This window comes from Stenomitos rutilans (assembly GCF_059505485.1).
This window is the reverse complement of sequence record NZ_JCACKR010000077.1, coordinates 50,911-69,103: the sequence shown is the minus strand read 5'-3', so window position 1 is coordinate 69,103 and position 18,193 is coordinate 50,911. Positions and strand designations below refer to the sequence as shown.

The window sequence follows — 18,193 nt, the reverse complement described above, 5'->3', positions numbered from 1 at the left end:
AGACTATCCTAGAGTCACCACATTTCACTCTTTTTGTCAATGCGTAAGTTCTATAGTCGTTGACACACTCAGTCGAACGTCAAACCATAGACTTGTATAAACAAAGTTTAAGCTTTTAGGCAAAACCGTAGTCAACCGCTCCGCAGGTATCGCCTCATGGGCCTCAGGTAATCCTTCATCTAGACAATTCACCAGAGACTCTCGACAATAGACCACAGAAGCGACGATCGCAAAGCCATGCGCTGCAATCTGCTAGAGTCTATTGTTTACTTCCCAGTTCCACCCCTTCACTATCGCTTGCTAGAACGTTTGATTCATTCATCTGCCAGACCTTAAATCGCATGGCTACTGTCACAGACTCTATCAGCGAACCGTTTGCGGTCGATCGTCCAGCCGTTGTTGAAACCTACGAGCTGAGAAAGACTTACCGCACAGGCTTTTGGCTCAACCAAAAAGTAGTTTCTCTTAAAGGCTGTACACTCAAAGTCTTCCAGGGAGAAACCTTTGGGCTGCTAGGGCCGAATGGAGCGGGCAAAACAACCCTGCTCAAAACGCTATTGGGCATCGTGCGACCCTCTGGTGGACGGGGGCTTTTGCTCGGCGCACCGCTGGGCGATCGCACTGTCAAAAAACGCATTGGCTATCTGCCCGAAAACCCTTACTTCTACGACTATCTCACGGGCTGGGAAACGCTTCAGTTTACAGGGGGCCTATTTCAAATTCCTCGATCGGTACAAAAGCAGCGGATTCCGCAACTGCTGGATCTCGTTGGGTTGTCCCATGCTGCTGCCCGCAAAAAGCAGCTTCGGCAATACTCCAAGGGGATGCTACAACGCATTGGCATGGCGCAGGCGTTGATTAACGATCCAGAACTGGTGTTTCTAGACGAGCCGATGTCAGGGTTAGACCCGATGGGGCGCTACCAGATTCGGGAGATCATTCTCTCCTTAAAGGCGCAGGGCAAAACCATTTTTTTCAATAGCCATGTGCTGTCTGATGTCGAGATTGTGTGCGATCGCGTTGCTATTCTTGCCGAGGGCGACCTGATTTGCAGCGGCTCCCTACAAGAGCTTCTCGGCACCACCGAAACCTATACGATCAAAGGACGCGGTGGCAGCTTAGACGTGATCAAAAAACGCATGTTAAATCTGGAGTTCCGCGATGGGTACTGGCAGGGGCAGCTTCAGGGCGATCCCTACGACTTTCTCGCCACGTTGAACCTCATGGGTGCCCAGATCATCACGATCAACCTCGCGCGTCCTTCACTCGAAGAATTCTTTATTCGCCAACTCAACGATCGGGGTGTGCATACCAGCAATTGAGGTCGCGTCACTCCTCTGAGGGATGCACGAAGACAGTTCAAGCTCTATTTGTAGACGGATAAAGACTAATAGAGTTGAGCAATCGTATGGCAAATCTCATAGAAACCGCCACCAGTGCTGGTCAGTTCAAAACGTTATTGACCGCGATCGAGGCGGCGGGAGTACGCAGCCTGCTGGAAAGCGAAGGCTCACTGACGGTGTTTGCCCCGACCGATGATGCCTTCGCCAAACTACCAGATGGCGCTTTAGACGAGCTTTTAAAGGATCTTCCTAAGCTCAAGCGGATCGTGATGTACCACATTCTATCGGGTGACGCACGATCGGACGATTTAGCCCAGATTGACGAAGCGCCCACGGAGGAGGGATCAATCCTGGCGATCGACCACAGCAATGGGCGCATTCAAGTCAATGATGCCACCGTTACCCAAATGGATATTCTGGCTGATAACGGCGTGATTCACATTGTTGATAGGGTTTTAATGCCTGCCATCCTCGCAGGTCATTCGTAACCTTGCACTCAAGCCTACAGTCCACTTACAGGCTGCGAGATTCCAGTGCATTGGAAAGGCGATCGAGCGCAGCGACGGTGCGTTCCTGAGCCACCACAGTCGGATCAGCAGGTGCTGCTTCCACTGCCTCTTGTCGAGAGAAGCGCTTTTTCGCCTTTTCAAACGCACGAATGACCAGGAAAATGACGAACGCAATCACAAGAAAATTGATCACGGTCGAGAGAAAGACCCCGTACTTGATGCCGTTAGCTGACAGTTTGCTAATGTCGTCAGCACCGACGGCTGAGAGCGCTGGCTGCAAGAGAGCAGGGGTAATGATATCGCCAACGAAGGACTCTACAATTTTGCCAAACGCCCCGCCAATGATCACAGCAACTGCAAGGTCGATCACATTGCCCTGCAAGATGAACTTTTGAAAATCAGACCAAAAACCGCCATTAGTCCGTGCCATAAGCCTACTTACCTCCCTGATTAAAGACTGTTTTATGTTGCTTACAGTACATTTTGTATAGGTTGCATTGTAGGTCAAAGCGGCCCCGCGGCAACATGTTGAGGGCAACATTGGCAGTGCACCAGTCAAACAATCGTCCCAAAATCAATTGCTTCAGAATTGCTAGCCTGCCATCAGAATTGGCTACTATAGAGGTAAGGCGGAATCATTCCGACATTAGAATTATTCCGATATCAGACAATCGCTGCGAGTGAGAGATTCATGACTGCTCAGGTTTTGATCGAGAAAAAAAAGCTGGCAAAGCCCCCGTTGGATATTTACCGACTGGGCGATCGTGTCTTGCGGCAACCAGCCAAGCGCATTGCCAAGGTCGATGCGGAAGTAAAGCAGTTGATCCGTGAAATGCTGCAAACCATGTACAGCGCTGATGGGATCGGGCTGGCGGCTCCGCAAGCCGCCGTCAACAAACAGCTTATTGTGATTGACTGTGAACCGGATGAAGCGGCGACCCCACCCTTGATTTTGATCAACCCAGTGGTGAAGCAGGCAAGCACCGATCTGGCTGTGACGCAAGAAGGCTGTCTCAGCATCCCTGGGGTGTATCTAGATGTCAAACGCCCTGCCGCGATCGACGTTTCGTACAAAGATGAGCAGGGTCGCCCTCAAAAACTCTCGGCAACGGGGCTACTGGCCTGCTGCATTCAGCATGAAATTGACCACCTGAATGGAGTGTTGTTTGTCGATCGCGTTGAAAATGCGCTGTTGCTCAATGAAGCCCTAGCAAAGCATGGCTTTTCAGCACAGGCCGTAAAACGGATTGATCAGTAAACTTGGCCGCTTCCAGTACACCGGGTTGCTGGAGGTTGGCTCAAACCTCAAAACTTCAAACTCAAAGTGTGGGATTTTAACGTGACTCCAAAGAGTGGTGTGTTTTTAGGTGGATCATGCATCGCGGCGATCGCAGCCGTTGGATCGGTGTTTGAACTATCATCAGGGGTGCCGCAATTAGGCAACATTCTGACAGGGGTCATTTTGGCAGTGAGCGTACCCCTGACCGTTGTCTTTTTTTTAGCGGCAGTGCGGGATACGCGAGCGAACCAGTAGACAGAGGGTAGGGTGTAGGGTGTAGGGTTGTAAGGAACGGGAAATGCAGCTATCACACCTCTGTCTTCTGGGCACCTTCACACCTCTCACCGCGTCCAACTGCTTGCTAAACTCCCTCCACGATGACGGGAACGGATCGTTACAAGACATTTCTGCGCCTGTTGCCATCGGGTGACAACCCGACCGCTGCGTCCCACTATCCGCTATCGACAGCGGAGACAGCGGTACTTGGGCGCGAACCCCAATGCCAGGTGGTGCTTGACCCATTGGTTTATCGTGCGGTGTCGCGGCGACATGCCGAAATCAAACCCGTCTTGGGCTTTGAATCACCCGATGGCAGACGCTTTTGGCAGGTGCGTGACCTCAACAGCGCTAACGGAACCTTTGTAAATGGCGAGCGGCTTCAGGATTGCCGCGTTTTGCAGATGGGCGATCGCATCATGCTGGGGCAAAACGGGCCAGAATTTATCTTTGAGTGCCAGCCCAGCAAAAATACGGCTCCACCCGTTCCACCGATCCCTTCCACACCATCGGCGAAGCTCAATCTGCCACCTGTTAATCGCCGCATTGCGCCTGTCCCTGATCGGCTCTCCGCTACAGCCCCACCACGCCGCCGTGAGCCGGATGCTGTAAGTCTGACGCAACTCTTTCCAATTCTTTCGACCGGACGACAGCTCACCCACAAAGCCTATCTGTTACCTGGCGGTATCACCGTCGCCTTTGTCGTGCTGATGTTCATCGCAGTGGGCAATCCCTTTGCGTTTAATATGCTGCTGGCAGCGTATCTAGCAGGTGCAGCTTACTACTTTGTGTATGAACTGTGTGGCAAGCATAAACCCTGGTGGATTCTATCGGGTGCGGCGGTTGTAACCATCCTGCTGCTCGTCAGTCCGGCGCTGAAGCTGTTTGTCTTTGTGTTTCGGCAAGTTTTACCGGGTGATTTGCCAACGGGCGATGTTGCCGTTCCCTTCCCCGTCTTGCTCATCAAAATGTTTTTTGGGGCGGGGCTGATGGAGGAATTGCTGAAGGCTGTGCCAGTGTTTGCAGTCTATTTGTTGGGCACCCAGTTGCGATCGCCCTACCGAGAGCGTTTAGGCGTGTGGGAACCGCTGGATGGCATTTTGCTGGGCAGCGCCTCTGCGGTTGGCTTCACCCTGCTGGAGACCCTGGCACAGTATCTGCCTGAAGTGTACAAAGCGACCTTATCCTCTGGTGAAGGAGCCGCTCAGCTCGCCAGCCTGCAACTGTTGATTCCCCGCGTTCTCGGTTCGGTGGCAGGGCACATGGCGTACAGCGGCTATCTGGGCTACTTTATTGGGCTGAGTGTACTGCGATCGCGGCGACGCTGGCTGATCCTGGGCATCGGCTATCTCACCGCTGCTGGCCTACACGCCCTCTGGAATACCGTTGGCAGCATTAGCCCCGTGTTTCTGGCGCTCGTCGGATTATTGTCCTACGCCTTTCTCGCAGCGGCCATTCTTAAAGCACGAGAACTGTCGCCCACGCGATCGCAAAACTTCGCCACCCGCTTCTATAAATAATTTTGTATCATGAAAATAAAATGCATACTACAGCACAGGCATTGAGATGCTTTCAGCTTTGCTGTGATCTCACCAGCAAATACTGCTCAATTGATCTGGTCACTACTGATAAGCGAACAGAACGTGTCATTGTTTTGTCAAAAAAAGACATTAATCTTGAGATTGATCCAAATGGAGACTGGAGGTTTGTATGAGCGTGAACCCAGACTTCGCTACGATGACAACTCCACAACTTCGAGCGTATGTTTTGGAACATCGAACTGACAATGAAGCCTTACAAGCCTATCTAGACAGACGACATGCTGAGAACCCAAACTCACGAGTTTACAAAGCTGAGGATAACGTGAGTGACGTGATCGCAGCCTACTTAAAGAGCAAAAAACAGCAAGAAGCTTCCTAAAACTGTCAATCTTTAGACTTGCCGCAAAGCCTTAGCAGGCTGACCAGCTCTTCCATCTCAGATCTTTGCAAACCAGTCCACATCAACTTCAACGGACTCAATCACTGTTATCTTGACACCAAGACCTAACTCTTTCAAGCGTTCAACTAACTGTTCGCCGTCTATTAAATCAATCGGCGGTGCGCCATCTCGTGTGGCCTCTTTGATTGCGTCTCTGGTGAATGTACCAGTTGTGATAAACAACCCCTTATCAGTACGTCCTTGCATTGCCCCACGAAAGTCTCGAATTTGACCTGCTGTTACCGAACCCTGATAACGCTTGCATTGAAAGAGCACATGAAAGCTCAAGAAGCCGTTGATACGAGCAATTCCAACACCATCAATTCCACCGTCGCCAGATTTTCCCGTAACTTGTACTTGAACAAAACCAGACTCGCGCAGCAATCGCTGTGCCAAACGCTCGAATGCAGATGGATCAAGCAAAAGCAAAGTTTTGTGAAGTTGTTAGTGCCACGCAAGCGCTTCTAAAGTTTCAATAGCTCCAACAGCCTCTTCTGATGAAACTGAAGAGACTGGCTTATTTTTATCAGCGTCCCGAACTGCCCTAACAATCTCTTTGGGATCAAGATCATCGAGATTGATAGAAGTTGAAACTAAAGACCATATGCCACGTGCTGAATTTTGCAAAAGTCCATACTTCTTGAGATAAGTCCGGCTCCATGCAAGTCGGTATTCAACCTCGCTTTGCGATGTACTGCCATGCAGAATCTCAAGAACTTTGTCAGTAACGCTGAGAAGCTGTACTACTTGTTCATAGATCTCCTCAGTCGTACCAGACCCACCCAAAATTTGTAGAGCCTGAATTGTCGGCAGAAGCATTGAGTCGAATGTTGGAACCGAGGAAGCAGAGCGCTTCATGTAGAAACTTCTGAGTAGATTTACAACTGCTTTGTTAAATATAAATCGCTACTCAAGATACGTAACTGTTTTACAATCTCCCAACGCCAGACACGCTACAGACAATCTCGCAGTGCTGCCCTAATCCAGGAGCAAACTAACTAGCACCTGCTTCACTCTTCACGCTTTGCATCCAGTTCAGCCAATGCATAGCGCGCGATCGCCAAACTCAGACGAGCCTGTTCCACCTCAGAAAGCGCATTCCATTCAACGGTGCGGACGCGCTCCAGAGTCGATTCAACGGGAGCATCGCTGCCTCGCATAGCATAGGCAAGAGGACGCGCTAAGACGTATAGATCATCTTCCGCGAGGTTGGGCAGCACGTCTTGCACACACTGCACAAGCTGATCGGCTAGAGAGACAGAATTGGACAAAACTTGTTGAGCGCGTGTAGCGATCGCCGTCAGAAACTGTTGCGGCACGCGTGTAGCGAAGCGCTGCATCAACGTTTCTTGAAGACTGGTGGCAGACCAAAGTTGATTGACCTGGGCAAAGAATGTACTAGAACGGGTGTTAATCTCATCCGCAGTCCAGCTATCCAGAGAGAAGCCTTGCTCTAGGGCTGTAAAAAAGGCTTCTGACTCGGGCGCCGCAGGATTCCAAACGTAAGGAGCTTTTGCTGTTGGCTCGTCGGTGACTGTAAACGCGTCTTCCGTTAGCGGTTCATCACCATTCCAAGAGCAATGTGCGCTATCTGCATGGAGCAATGTTGCCCAGAGCGCTTGCTCAACCTTAGCCTCTAAATCTGCTTGATCGTCAGAACACATTACCTTAATTACCATAGTGGACTCCTGATGCGCTGAAAACAATACCTCGTTGGTGTTACCTACAGGACGCTTGCTGTCAGTTCCGCAACTCCATCCAATTTACGTCATTTAGCTGAGAAATGTTTTAGCTAGACTGGATTAGCCGTTTCGATAGCACGACTATCGTTGCAGCACATCGCTTCGGTAGATTAGCCCAACGCGCGATTGTCGTCTGGTTCATCCACCGATCTTGTAAACTCCAGCGCTTCGTTATGAGTGCTGCCAAACTTCAAGTGACTACCAGGCTTTAATGGCACTTCCTGACGGTGCACCTTGCGCCAACCATAAGAATCCATTCCAGGCTCTAACATCCAGGTGCCAAAGCGAGAGAAGTCTTCGAGAAAGTACGCTAGATCGGTACCGCCATTGGTTTGAGACTGACGACCAAAAATCACCGCATGTTTGCGTGAAACTCCGCCCTGGTCTTCTTGCAGCACGAGATCATTTTCCGCCCGGTCTCTGCCCACGCGCATAAAGCCACCCTGGATATGCCAGACTTTCGCAGTGGTAAGCGATCGCAGCGCCGCATCGGGCTTCGGTTGTCCTAACCGGGTAATCGGTCCTGGCATTGCGGTCATACCGCCTTCAAGGGGCTGAAGCAGTTCGCCATCAAATTCGGGATGCATGTAAAGAACGGGCAGCGTCCAGGCTTGTTGGTTAAAGCGATACAGCGTCAGTAAGTGCTGTCGAGCAATCGCCACCGCCTGGTCGATCGGCACCCGCCCTGAAAGCGCTCTGGCAAAGGCTTGAATAAAGCTCAAGGCTTCTTCATCCGTAATGGAATCGCGCATCCCCAAAACAGCCGGAACGCCGTGATGAATCAGGACTTCTGCTAAGCTGCTGCGTGGGATGGCTTGCGATCGAGTCGCTTCCGGGTGCTCTAACGAGATTGGAACGGTTTCGTGATCTGGCTGAGCACCCCAGCAGGCATTAAACACAGCCAGCTTTACCTGGCAACGGGTCAGCACTTGAGCCAGTTCTGTTCCATTCAGGGTCATGTCAGGCCGCAAGAACAGCAACCCGCCATCTGGGGCAGGAATCCCATGCCCAGCATAGAAAAAGACATTGTACGTCTGTTTCTCAAGTTGACTAATCAGAGCGGCTGGCGTGGGCTGCACCAGTGTATCGACCTGGCAGGGTGTAATAGTCGCGCCGCCAATGCCACTACTCCCAGACGTTGTGAGCAGATGAGCCAACACATTCGCTTCTTGCTCAAGCTGTAAGGTTGGTGAGGTCTCAGGGTGGTCGGCGCGAATAAAGCCTGAAGATGCATTCTCTACGGGTGGTTCAGAGTCTTCACCCAGGACAAGCAGAATTTTGAGAATATTATCCGATCGCAGCGTCGGTAACGAATGAACATCACTCGTGGTGCGGCTAAATAGCAACTGCTGACGGAGCGAAACGGGCTGTTTGCCAGCGCCATCCTGCATAATTTCCCAGGGCAACGCCACCAAATTAGGATCTCGAATTTCCAAGCGCAGCCGTAGGGGTTTGGATTGCCCCATTGCAATCCCCTGACTATGGTCGAGACTGCCTTGAATCGGCCCATCAAACAACCACTGCCAAAGGCTAATCCCCAGATTTTGCATCAATCGACCTGACTGGCTGACTGGTTGACCCGGTGCGGCTGGTGCTTCCAGCGACAGCACCAAATCTGGTAGAAGCGCATCAACCTGCGATACCTGGGGCACATTGGGAAGGCTTCTCGCCGAAAACATCTCCTGCCACCCCAGCCAAAGCTGATTTTGAGCCTCGGCCCAAACACAATCATGCAAAACATAACCCCCTGGATACGGGGCCTGAGTGACATGGATGGCGAAGTGATTCGCTGTCCGTAAGGGCGCGATCGCCAAATTCAAGCAGGGCATTTCAGACAAAGACATTCAAGAAATAAGGCCAGACCCATCACGACATCAGGATTGTTTAACAGTCTAGTCCGTGTTCGCGTTAGTTGATAGCCGTAATGATGAGATCGCCTTAATCTGTCGGCACTTGCTCAATCTGACTGGGGCTCTCAATCTTTTTCTGCGGATGAAAATAGGCTTCTAAGACTTGACGCACCATCGGAGCTGCGAAAGACCCGCCGCCGCCGCCAGAGTTTTCACCAAAGGCGACCACAACGATTTCTGGCTTAGCGGCTGGAGCAAAGGCCCCAAACCAGGTGTGAGATTGCCGTCCAATATCTTCTGCGGTACCGCTTTTGCCCGCAACGGGGGGTAGTGTAGACACATTCAGCGCGGCACCTGTGCCACCATCAACCACAGCACGAAGACCTTCTCGCAGGATGCGGACTGTTTCTGGCTTGAGGTTCAGAGACTCCGTCCAGTTTTGGGCCGCTTCGTTATCTTTAAGCAAATGTGGTTTGACTAAAGCTCCCCCGTTCGCGGGGACGGCAAACATCACCGCAACTTGCAGTGGTGTGGTTTGTAAAAAGCCTTGCCCGATCGACATATTGACGGTGTCGCCCAAAAACCAGCCTTCTTTGATTTCTTTGCGCTTCCATTCATCGTCAGGGACGAGTCCGGAGCTTTCTTCTTCTCCCAAATCAATACCCGTCTTACGACCAAACCCGTAGCGCCGCGTCCACTGAATCAGGTTGCGATCGCCCACGCCCATGCCGATTTGGTAGAAGAACGTGTCACTGCTCCACTGCAACGCCCCCACAAACCCCAAGGGGCCAAAGCCAGCGTGGTTCCAATCACCAAATTCAATACCGCCGACTGTAAGCGATGGATAGGTACCCAGCACTGTGTCGGGGCTAAATTTACCCGTCTCTAAGCCTGCGGTCGTGGTCACAATTTTGAATGTGCTGGCGGGAGGAAACCCCTGTACAGCCCGATTGACAAAGGGGTGGTCTTTACTTTGTAGCTGCTGCCATTGGGCATCTGTGATGCGAGTGGAGAATAAATTGGGGTCGAAGGTGGGGCGGCTGACCATTGCCAGCACAGCACCGTTGTTAGGATCGATCGCCACAATCGCTCCTTTGCGATCGCCCAGAGCAGCCTCCGCCGCTTTTTGCAGCTCTAAATCCAGCGTGAGCTGTACATCTTTGCCCGTTTGAGTGGGCTTTTTGCCCAGCACTCTCACGACTTGCCCAGTGCCATCCACTTCGACCTGCTGTCCGCCCCACTCGCCGCGCAACAGCTTTTCATAGGTTGCCTCAACGCCCATTTGACCGATCACATCGCCCAGCCGATAGCCTTCACTCTTACGCTTGTCGAGTTCCTGATCGTCCATTTCGCCGGTATAGCCAATGACATGCGCAGCCAAATCGCCGTTGGGATAGTAGCGGACGGCTTCAGCATCGACCTGTACACCTTCCATCTCGCCGCCATATTCTGCCAGCGCAGTGACCTGTGCCGGACTGACCCCGCGCGCAATGCGAACCAGAAAAGGAGACGTATAGCCTGCTTGCTCTAGACGATTTTTAATATCGGCTTCGGGGATGTGAAGGATTTCAGACAGCCGTTGGAGCGTGGTTGCCCACTCTGCCTTTTTGCGTGCGAGAGGCCACAAAAAGACGGAGTGTGACAAGCGACTGCCAGCCAGCATTTTGCCCTGGCGATCAAGAATTTTGCCGCGCTCTGGTTGCCTAGGAATCAAGCGAATGCGATTATTTTCCGCGAGTTGTCGGTTGCGATTGCCCTCCACCAGTTGCAGGTAAGCCAGGCGACTACCAATACCCGCCAGCAAAACCAGCGACACACCCACCATGAGAGCGATCGACTGGTACCGCCGCCCCACCGTCCGGGGAGTCGTTTGGGTAACTGTCGTGGTAGAAGGTTGGGTTAACGTCATACGAGCATTACAAAAGACAGGCCGTGCAAGCGGTGAAGCGTTCTGAATGAGGGAGGCAAGCGATGAAAAAGTTAACTCGATCGCACATGAGCCGTTCGCCCCAGAGTTGGGCAACCTAAAGCAAAGTGCTGCTTCATGCCATTCTCCCTTGTATGCTGCAATGTAACGTTGTGGCTGCCCGAAAGAACGCGGTGGTCATCAAAACGCTTAAACTTAGCCTACTAAAAGGAACGCAGCCTTTGCCGAGGGGCTATGTTATGGAGATGTTCACATCCGTGATGGAATGGACATCGGCAGATAAAATAAACCTATAGTCTGTCACTCTATCAGAAGATGGACACAACCTGCTCGGTGCTTGCCCTGAACAAGCCTTCCGTTACAGCCCAACCTCTCCTTGCATCGATCGTTTGCACAGCGTAAGGACTCAACCATAGGGAATTGTCACGATGTCTCAAACCATCACGCATAATCAGCGCGCTCTGGCGACAGATACTGGGTTTGATGTTGAACTCCGCAAAGTGTTTAAGGTGTTCAATGGTGAAACGGCAGTACGAGGCATTGATTTGAGTATTCGTCGCGGCGAGTTTTTTAGCATTCTCGGCCCCTCTGGATGCGGTAAAACCACAACGCTACGGTTGATTGCAGGGTTTGACTCCCTCTCAGCAGGAGAACTCTTGATTCAAGGGCAGTTGATGACGCAGGTGCCGCCATACCGTCGCCCAGTCAACACGGTTTTTCAAAGCTACGCGCTGTTCAGCCACCTGACCGTGCGTGAAAATATCGCCTTTGGGCTGCGGTTGAAAAAGCGGAGCAACGCAGAAATTTCTGAGCGGGTGCAAGATGCCATCAAACTTGTCAAGATGGAAGTCTTCGCCAACCGCTTTCCAGGGCAGCTTTCGGGAGGACAACAGCAGCGGGTAGCTCTAGCACGGGCGCTGGTCAATCGTCCTGCTGTGCTGCTGTTAGACGAACCCCTTGGCGCACTCGACTTGAAGCTGCGAAAAGAAATGCAGGTCGAGCTAACCAACCTTCACCAGGAGCTGGGGCTGACTTTTGTCATGGTCACGCACGATCAGGAAGAAGCACTCAGCTTGTCCGATCGCATTGCGGTGATGAACCTCGGCAAAATTGAACAAATTGACACGCCTAACCGCATTTACGAACAGCCACAAACTGCCTTTGTCGCTGATTTTATTGGCGATACCAACCTCTTTCAGGCCAAGATTGAGGGCGCACATCCCGCTATGCTTTGGATCACCACAGCGAATGGGCTAAAGATGAAAGTCAAGCCGCTGGAAACGTCTACCCCTTTAACCTCTGGCGCTGTTGTTGTCAGCGTTCGACCCGAAAAGATTCATGTCACCCGTACCATTCCAACCGATGTGATCAACTGCTTTGAAGGGCGGTTGCGGCATGTGATGTACCTCGGTGCCCACGTCCACTACGTGGTGGATCTGCTTTCGGGCGATCGCATTACGGTCATGCAGCCCAGCGCGATCAGCGAGGTGCCCACGGCTGACACGCCCATCTATGTTCAGTGGGCACCGGATGATTGTCTGGCGATTCCAACGAATTAGAAGGCAGAAGGTAAAGGGTAAAAGGTAAAAGGCAGAAGGCGAGGGGAACAGGAGAGACAGGGGAAGCAGAGGCAGGAGGACAATTCGCAACTCAAAACTCAAAACTTAAAACTCAAAACTTCTACGCTGATAGCTGACCGCTGACCGTTAACTCAACTCAAAACGTTTCATGCTTCATTCTTTTGCCACCGCAATCACTCACCCAACGCTGCGATCGCGGCGGCAGTTTTTGCAGGTATCGGCAGGGGCGATATCTGGGCTAGCGCTTTCAGGCTGTGGTTGGACACTAGGAGAAGTACGCCCATTGCAGGCCAACGCGAAAGCTGCAAACGAGCTGCGTATCTATACCTGGTCGAGCTATATTGACGATGCCTTACTGGAAGGGTTTAAGGCACAAACAGGCGTGACGGTGATTGCCGATACGTTTGACTCGAACGAAACTATGCTGGCAGCCTTCCAAGCCGGTAAGGGAGCGGCTTACAGCATCATTTATCCATCAGACTACACGGTGGCGAAGATGATTGAACTGAAGCTATTGCAGCAGCTTGACCGCAGCCGCATTCAAGGGCTGGAGAATATTCTGCCTAAATTTCAAACATCTGTGCATGATCCGGGGAACCGTTACCACGTGCCTATCAGTTGGGGAACCACAGGCTTGATCTACAACAGCGCCAAGCTAAGTCCTCCACCGACTGATTGGAGCTATCTGTGGGCGTATCAGAAAAACCTGTCGCGCCGAATGACGCTAATTAACGACACCCGTGAAGTGATGGGAGCTACGCTACGATCGCTCGGCTACTCCTACAACTCCAGCAACCCTCAAGAAATTAAGCAAGCCTACGAAAAGCTCGCCGCCTTAAAACCCGCGATCGCCTCATTCACCACTGATGCCTGGCGTGATCAACTCATTGCGGGCGATTTGCTACTGGCGATGGGCTACTCAGCCGATGCGATGTCAGTCACGCTCGCCAATCCTGCGTTGAAGTATGTCATTCCCAGCAGCGGCACCTCTCTCTGGAGTGACACGATGGTCATTCCCAAAACAGCCCCCAACCCGGATGTTGCCTACGCCTGGATCAACTACGTCCTGCAACCCTCCGTTGCCGCCCAAATGACCGAACGTCTCAACTTTGCCTCTCCCAACCAGTCGGCTCATGACCAGTTGCCAGCACCTCTGCGTGACAATGAAATTCTGTTCCCCTCAGAGAGCCTATTAACCAAATGTGAGGGCGTCGCCCCCGTCAAAGAACCGATCGCGGAACTTTATGAAAAATACTGGACGCAGTTGACGAGCAGCTAGGGGCAGTTGTTAGTTGTTGGTTGTTAGTTATTAAGGGCAGTCAGCGGTCAGCAGTCAGCTTTTTAGCCTTTAGCCTTCACTCCTTCCTCCTTACCCCTCACTCTCCCCCTCATGTCCCACGCATCTCCCTCTGCATCATCCAGTGTTTCGTCCCACGATCGCGATCTGCCCAAATGGATCGAGCCGCTGTTGCTGCTGGGGCCAACGGGAGTCTGGCTGGGTTTGCTGCTCGTGATTCCGACTTTGCTGATTTTGGAGTTGAGTCTTGTACCGAGTATTCGACCAGGACAGGTTGTAAACCCGTCAGGACTGGATAACTATGCACTTATTTTTCAGCCGATCTACATCCAGGTGTTAGCGCGATCGCTCTTTTTTGCCCTGGGAACCACAATCATCTGTCTGCTACTAGGGTTTCCGGTGGCCTATTGGATCGCCCTCATGGTGCCCAAACGCTGGCAAAATCTCCTCGTGGTTGGCTTTGTCTTGCCCCTGTGGACATCGTCCCTGCTCCGCTCCTACGCCTGGATTACCATTTTGCGGCCAACAGGCGTGCTGAACTCGGTGCTAAACAGTGTGGGAGTGCCATCCCTCGATATTTTGAACCGGAGTCCTGCGGTGCTGGTGGGGATGAGCTATAGCCTGTTGCCCTACATGGTGCTGATTCTCTATGCGTCGCTAGAAAAGCTCAATCGACAACTGCTTGAAGCAGCAGCCGATCTGGGCGCGACTCCCTTTCAGGTATTTTGGCGCGTAACAGTGCCGCAAACCCTACCAGGTATTACAGCAGGTGCGCTTCTGGTGTTCATTACCGGGCTGGGAGACTTTGTTGATCCAGAACTGCTGGGCGGAGCGTCTAGCATGACAGCGGCTCGTCTGATTTACAATCAATTCCTTGGTGCAACTCAGAATTGGGGCTTTGGTTCTGCTCTAAGCAGTCTACTCATTCTGGCGGTGAGTCTGGCGATCGCGCTGCTGTTGAAATATGGCGATCGCAATGCGAGTAACGTCTAAAAAGTTAGCGGCTAACCACTCTTTGCTCACCGCTTTGTTATCACTCAAAACGCTCCCACTCTACAACGCGTCCATCGCTCAAAACGCTCTTACCCCACAAAACCTCGTCACACTATGACTGCATTCAAGCCTCAGCCTAAAATCCCCGGCTCCTGGCAGGCGCTCTTTTCGCTTCTGATGTTTGGCTTTATGTACCTCCCCATCGTGGTGCTAGCGTTTTACAGCTTTAACCAGTCGCCTTATAGTGCAAGTTGGCAAGGGTTTACGCTGGAGTGGTATCGCAAATTTTTTAGTGATCAGCGCATTTTGTCAGCACTAAGAGATAGCCTTAGCGTTGCATTCTTTGCCGTAGGCATTGCGGCTGTACTGGGTACGCTCGTGGCCGTGGGGTTAGCGCGCTATCAGTTTCCTGGAAAAAGCCTTTATCGAGGCATTTCGTATTTACCGCTAATCATTCCAGACATCGCGATCGCAGTCTCTACGCTGGTCTTCTTAGCCGCTGTCGCGATCCCGTTCAGTGGCGGTGCCGTTCAATTGAGTCTATGGACGGTTGTAGCCGCACACGTTGTCTTCTGCCTGTCGTATGTCGCGTTGGTGGTATCAACTCGCTTGACAAACTTGAACCCGCATCTAGAGGAGGCTGCACTTGACCTGGGTGCAACCCCAGGTCAAGCGTTTGTACAAGTGTTGATGCCAGAACTCATGCCCGCGATCGTGTCTGGTTGCCTGCTGGCGTTTGTGCTGAGCATGGATGACTTTCTCATTGCGAGTTTTACCGCAGGCGGAGGCACCAACACATTGCCGATGGAAATCTTTAGCCGCATTCGTACAGGGGTCAAACCAGACATTAATGCTCTCAGCGTGGTGCTGATCCTGGCATCTGGGCTGGTTTTCTTTATTGCAGAATGGGTGCGCCTCCGTAGTGAGCGGAGGCGACTGGGTTAGCACGATTGGCTGTTGCGGTTAAACCGCTTACTTAAAGCGATGCTTACGCTTTGCGATCGCCTTGCGCTTGCGCTTTTCGATCGGCGTTTCAAACTGTCTCAATCGCTTGATATCTGCAAAAATGCCTGCCTTAGAAACCTGACGCTTGAAGCGACGCAATGCCGATTCAATGCCTTCGTTTTCACCGAGAACTACCTGAGTCATTCAATCCTCTGAGCTTTAGCTCCTAAAAAGAACTCCGCAAAACTCTTAAAAGAGATTACCGGAGCAAAGACATCATTACAATACAAAAGGTTGTTTACAGCGCGTTAATAGCGATCGGAGTAACCGCCGCCCCTGCTGCTGGAATAGCCTCTGCCACCACCCATGCCGCCACCCGATGGCTTGCGATCTTCGCGTGGACGAGCTTTGTTGACTTTGAGGTCACGCCCCATCCACTCAGCGCCATCCAAAGCTTCGATCGCGGCTGTTTCTTCAGCGTCAGTTTCCATCTCAACAAAGCCAAAACCGCGGGGACGACCCGTTTCACGATCGGTGGGAAGTTGGACACGCTTGACCGTGCCATATTCCGCAAAAATGCTGCTAAGGTCTTCTTGCGTAACGGCGTAGGAAAGATTGCCTACATAGATTGACATGGAATATCTCCGGAGAGTGATAAGTATGAAGGTTTAAATCCGGAGAGAAGCCTGCTGAAACCAAGAACAAACACTGCAACCGAATCAAACTCTGCAACCTAGATTAACACAGGATCAAGATTCGCAACCCCCACTTACCATACTGTGAAGGAATCTCACGTTTTCTAGCGCAAGGAAATGTCAACGCCGCCCTGCTCATCCTTCACTTTAATCTGGGCAGAACGAGCCTGACCTTGAGCACTCGTGACTTTGCATTCAAACGTGTCTCCAGGTTGAGCCACTCGCAGCTTGCCACCGCAGTTTGCCGTTACATCAGGACCACCTTTATCTCGAATACGGCTCTGAATGTACTGCTCAAGCTTTGGCAGCACTAGCAGTTCTTTTGTATTCCACTGAAACTGACCGTCTGGATTGGTGAGTTCGACCGCGATCACGAAAGATTGCCCTTCAGAAGCTGCCTGACAGTTAAAGCGATTACCTGCCTTCACGTCAAACTGAGCGGGACAATCTACTGAATCGAGCGAAACTTTCGTAGATTCAGTGAAGGCTTTGCCTAAACGACCTTCTAGATCTTTTGTCGCCTCTGATTTAGCAGGAACGCTGGGAGCAGCAGTTGGGCTGACAACAGCGGCAGTTGTAGGCGAAGGAGCACTATCTACCGCTGTCTGCTGCTTGGTACATCCAGCAAAAAGCGCCAGGCTAAATAGGGCTACGACCACGGTTCTCCACTGTTTGACACTGCTAGCGCACCGCTGCGATCGCACCCTGACCTTAGAACTAGAAGACTGACTCATGAATCCGCTTTTTGCTGCCGTGCCTATGGTAGCGCAAACAGGGGTTGTGCTTAGAGTGGAGAGTGGGGAGTAGGGAATGGGGAGTGGGAAATAACAACTACCTTTTGCCTTTTACCTTCTACCTTCTGCCTCCTTAACCTTCTACTCAGTGTAGGAGAGGGCTTCTTGTTCGGCGGCGAAAATGTAATCGTAGTCGAAGATCAACGAGTGGGCATGGCGGATGACGGAGAAGCCCAAGTTTGTGGTGGTTTCAGTGGTGAAGGTGGCGATCGCCAGTTCCACCAGCTTCTTCTCACTAATCACAGGTTTTTGGACAAAATAATCGCGTCGGGCAAAAAAGAGCCGTTCGTCTTTGGGAACAATAATGCGGTTTAGCTTGTGGGTGTGCTGAATGGGACGAATATAGGTGTTGATAAATTCATCCTGATTGCGCTGGAGTCGATAGAGCTTTTCGTGCTGAAACCAGCTCATCCGAAACATCATTTTGATCAGCTCGAAGCCCAGGATGTAGTTGAAGACGTTGTTGCGCTCTGCGGTACTCATGACTAGTCGTAAGGCTGACTCAAGATAGAGATCCGGCTGACCGCGTACATCTTGAGCTGAGTGAATGTAAAACTGCCGAATGTAGCGTCTAAGGGCGATCGTATTGAGTTCTGTTTTAACGTTGAATTCTTTTAAGTAGTGGCTGACTTTTTGTTTGGTGTCGCGGTCTTCCAGAACTTTAGAAATGAGGCCATCAGCGGTGTAATCATCCAGAAAACCCGCCCGCATTTCTGGCGAAGCCGCACACATGAGATGGCAGAGCGACAGCACAAACCGACGCTGATTCCAGGGCAAGCTCTCAGCCCACTGTTGGGCCTCTGGGGGCAGCATAGAGAGAATGCTTTCAGCGCTGGTCGGTTCGGATGGGGTCGCTTTCTTGCCTGTGCGCTTGCTCATGAGTGACCGAAAAGGGGGGCGATCGGTATTTTTAGTGTTCCCAGGTGAGGCGGGGATGAACAATAAGAAGGCAGAGGTCAAAAGGGGGCAGGGGGAACAGGAGA

21 protein-coding genes are annotated in these 18,193 nt (G+C 51.8%); 11 read left to right on the top strand and 10 right to left on the bottom strand.

Annotation, left to right across the window (positions count from 1 at the left end; translation table 11 throughout):
• The first annotated feature begins 341 nt into the window (after positions 1-341).
• Together AC5JLP_RS13960 and AC5JLP_RS13955 are read left to right on the top strand one after the other, a co-directional pair.
• On the top strand, positions 342-1,322 hold the full coding sequence (locus tag AC5JLP_RS13960; protein WP_496068524.1) for an ABC transporter ATP-binding protein: 981 nt from the start codon (positions 342-344) through the stop codon (positions 1,320-1,322).
• A gap of 86 nt (positions 1,323-1,408) precedes the next feature.
• Positions 1,409-1,831 (top strand): fasciclin domain-containing protein, encoded by a 423-nt coding sequence (locus AC5JLP_RS13955; RefSeq protein WP_496068523.1) that lies wholly within the window; start codon positions 1,409-1,411, stop codon positions 1,829-1,831.
• A gap of 25 nt (positions 1,832-1,856) precedes the next feature.
• Here the strand turns inward: AC5JLP_RS13955 and mscL are convergent, their stop codons facing one another.
• Complete coding sequence (gene mscL, locus AC5JLP_RS13950) at positions 1,857-2,282, bottom strand: large conductance mechanosensitive channel protein MscL (protein ID WP_496068522.1); 426 nt, start codon at positions 2,280-2,282, stop codon at positions 1,857-1,859.
• A gap of 261 nt (positions 2,283-2,543) precedes the next feature.
• Between mscL and def the strand changes: the two genes are divergently transcribed.
• The 5 genes from def (at position 2,544) to AC5JLP_RS13925 (ending at position 5,327) form a co-directional block, all read left to right on the top strand.
• Positions 2,544-3,110, top strand: a complete 567-nt coding sequence (gene def / locus AC5JLP_RS13945; RefSeq protein ID WP_496068521.1) for a peptide deformylase — start codon at positions 2,544-2,546, stop codon at positions 3,108-3,110.
• A gap of 81 nt (positions 3,111-3,191) precedes the next feature.
• Positions 3,192-3,386 (top strand): hypothetical protein, encoded by a 195-nt coding sequence (locus AC5JLP_RS13940; protein WP_496068520.1) that lies wholly within the window; start codon positions 3,192-3,194, stop codon positions 3,384-3,386.
• A 122-nt stretch (positions 3,387-3,508) separates the two neighbouring features.
• A complete protein-coding gene (locus AC5JLP_RS13935) occupies positions 3,509-4,927 on the top strand; it encodes a PrsW family glutamic-type intramembrane protease (protein WP_496068519.1) in 1,419 nt (472 codons plus the stop codon).
• A 20-nt stretch (positions 4,928-4,947) separates the two neighbouring features.
• Positions 4,948-5,121: a DUF6888 family protein gene (locus tag AC5JLP_RS13930; RefSeq protein WP_496068518.1), complete on the top strand. Its 174-nt coding sequence runs from the start codon at positions 4,948-4,950 to the stop codon at positions 5,119-5,121.
• Positions 5,118-5,327 (top strand): DUF6887 family protein, encoded by a 210-nt coding sequence (locus tag AC5JLP_RS13925; RefSeq protein ID WP_496068517.1) that lies wholly within the window; start codon positions 5,118-5,120, stop codon positions 5,325-5,327. The genes AC5JLP_RS13930 and AC5JLP_RS13925 overlap by 4 nt, the downstream gene beginning before the upstream one ends.
• Positions 5,328-5,384: 57 nt before the next feature.
• Here AC5JLP_RS13925 and AC5JLP_RS13920 read toward each other — a convergent pair whose 3' ends face one another.
• The 5 genes from AC5JLP_RS13920 to mrdA all read right to left on the bottom strand — a co-directional run bounded on the left by AC5JLP_RS13920 (position 5,385) and on the right by mrdA (position 10,888).
• Entirely contained in the window at positions 5,385-5,816 is a 432-nt protein-coding gene (locus AC5JLP_RS13920) for a restriction endonuclease (RefSeq protein WP_496068516.1), read from the bottom strand.
• 15 nt (positions 5,817-5,831) lie between these two features.
• Positions 5,832-6,245, bottom strand: coding sequence for a winged helix-turn-helix domain-containing protein (locus AC5JLP_RS13915; protein WP_496068515.1), 414 nt, complete (start codon positions 6,243-6,245; stop codon positions 5,832-5,834).
• A 152-nt stretch (positions 6,246-6,397) separates the two neighbouring features.
• On the bottom strand, positions 6,398-7,066 hold the full coding sequence (locus tag AC5JLP_RS13910) for a hypothetical protein (RefSeq protein WP_496068514.1): 669 nt from the start codon (positions 7,064-7,066) through the stop codon (positions 6,398-6,400).
• A 173-nt stretch (positions 7,067-7,239) separates the two neighbouring features.
• Positions 7,240-8,973, bottom strand: a complete 1,734-nt coding sequence (locus AC5JLP_RS13905; protein ID WP_496068513.1) for a CHAT domain-containing protein — start codon at positions 8,971-8,973, stop codon at positions 7,240-7,242.
• A 94-nt stretch (positions 8,974-9,067) separates the two neighbouring features.
• Positions 9,068-10,888, bottom strand: coding sequence for a penicillin-binding protein 2 (gene mrdA, locus AC5JLP_RS13900; RefSeq protein ID WP_496068512.1), 1,821 nt, complete (start codon positions 10,886-10,888; stop codon positions 9,068-9,070).
• A gap of 446 nt (positions 10,889-11,334) precedes the next feature.
• Between mrdA and AC5JLP_RS13895 the strand changes: the two genes are divergently transcribed.
• The 4 genes from AC5JLP_RS13895 to AC5JLP_RS13880 all read left to right on the top strand — a co-directional run bounded on the left by AC5JLP_RS13895 (position 11,335) and on the right by AC5JLP_RS13880 (position 15,721).
• Entirely contained in the window at positions 11,335-12,465 is a 1,131-nt protein-coding gene (locus AC5JLP_RS13895) for an ABC transporter ATP-binding protein (protein ID WP_496068511.1), read from the top strand.
• A gap of 169 nt (positions 12,466-12,634) precedes the next feature.
• Entirely contained in the window at positions 12,635-13,765 is a 1,131-nt protein-coding gene (locus AC5JLP_RS13890) for a polyamine ABC transporter substrate-binding protein (RefSeq protein ID WP_496068510.1), read from the top strand.
• Positions 13,766-13,876: 111 nt separating this feature from the next.
• Positions 13,877-14,776, top strand: a complete 900-nt coding sequence (locus AC5JLP_RS13885; protein ID WP_496068509.1) for an ABC transporter permease — start codon at positions 13,877-13,879, stop codon at positions 14,774-14,776.
• A 114-nt stretch (positions 14,777-14,890) separates the two neighbouring features.
• A complete protein-coding gene (locus AC5JLP_RS13880) occupies positions 14,891-15,721 on the top strand; it encodes an ABC transporter permease (RefSeq protein ID WP_496068508.1) in 831 nt (276 codons plus the stop codon).
• Between the two features lie 27 nt (positions 15,722-15,748).
• Here AC5JLP_RS13880 and rpsU read toward each other — a convergent pair whose 3' ends face one another.
• From rpsU to AC5JLP_RS13860, 4 genes are all read right to left on the bottom strand, one after another.
• Positions 15,749-15,925, bottom strand: a complete 177-nt coding sequence (rpsU, locus tag AC5JLP_RS13875) for a 30S ribosomal protein S21 (protein WP_190446711.1) — start codon at positions 15,923-15,925, stop codon at positions 15,749-15,751.
• Between the two features lie 104 nt (positions 15,926-16,029).
• Positions 16,030-16,356 carry an RNA-binding regulator gene (gene rbp / locus AC5JLP_RS13870; protein WP_496068507.1) on the bottom strand — a complete coding sequence of 109 codons (327 nt, stop codon included), beginning with the start codon at positions 16,354-16,356 and terminating at the stop codon, positions 16,030-16,032.
• Between the two features lie 164 nt (positions 16,357-16,520).
• Complete coding sequence (locus AC5JLP_RS13865; protein WP_496068506.1) at positions 16,521-17,150, bottom strand: DUF4333 domain-containing protein; 630 nt, start codon at positions 17,148-17,150, stop codon at positions 16,521-16,523.
• 141 nt (positions 17,151-17,291) lie between these two features.
• Complete coding sequence (locus AC5JLP_RS13860; protein ID WP_496068505.1) at positions 17,292-18,089, bottom strand: cobyrinic acid a,c-diamide synthase; 798 nt, start codon at positions 18,087-18,089, stop codon at positions 17,292-17,294.
• Positions 18,090-18,193: the final 104 nt, after the last annotated feature.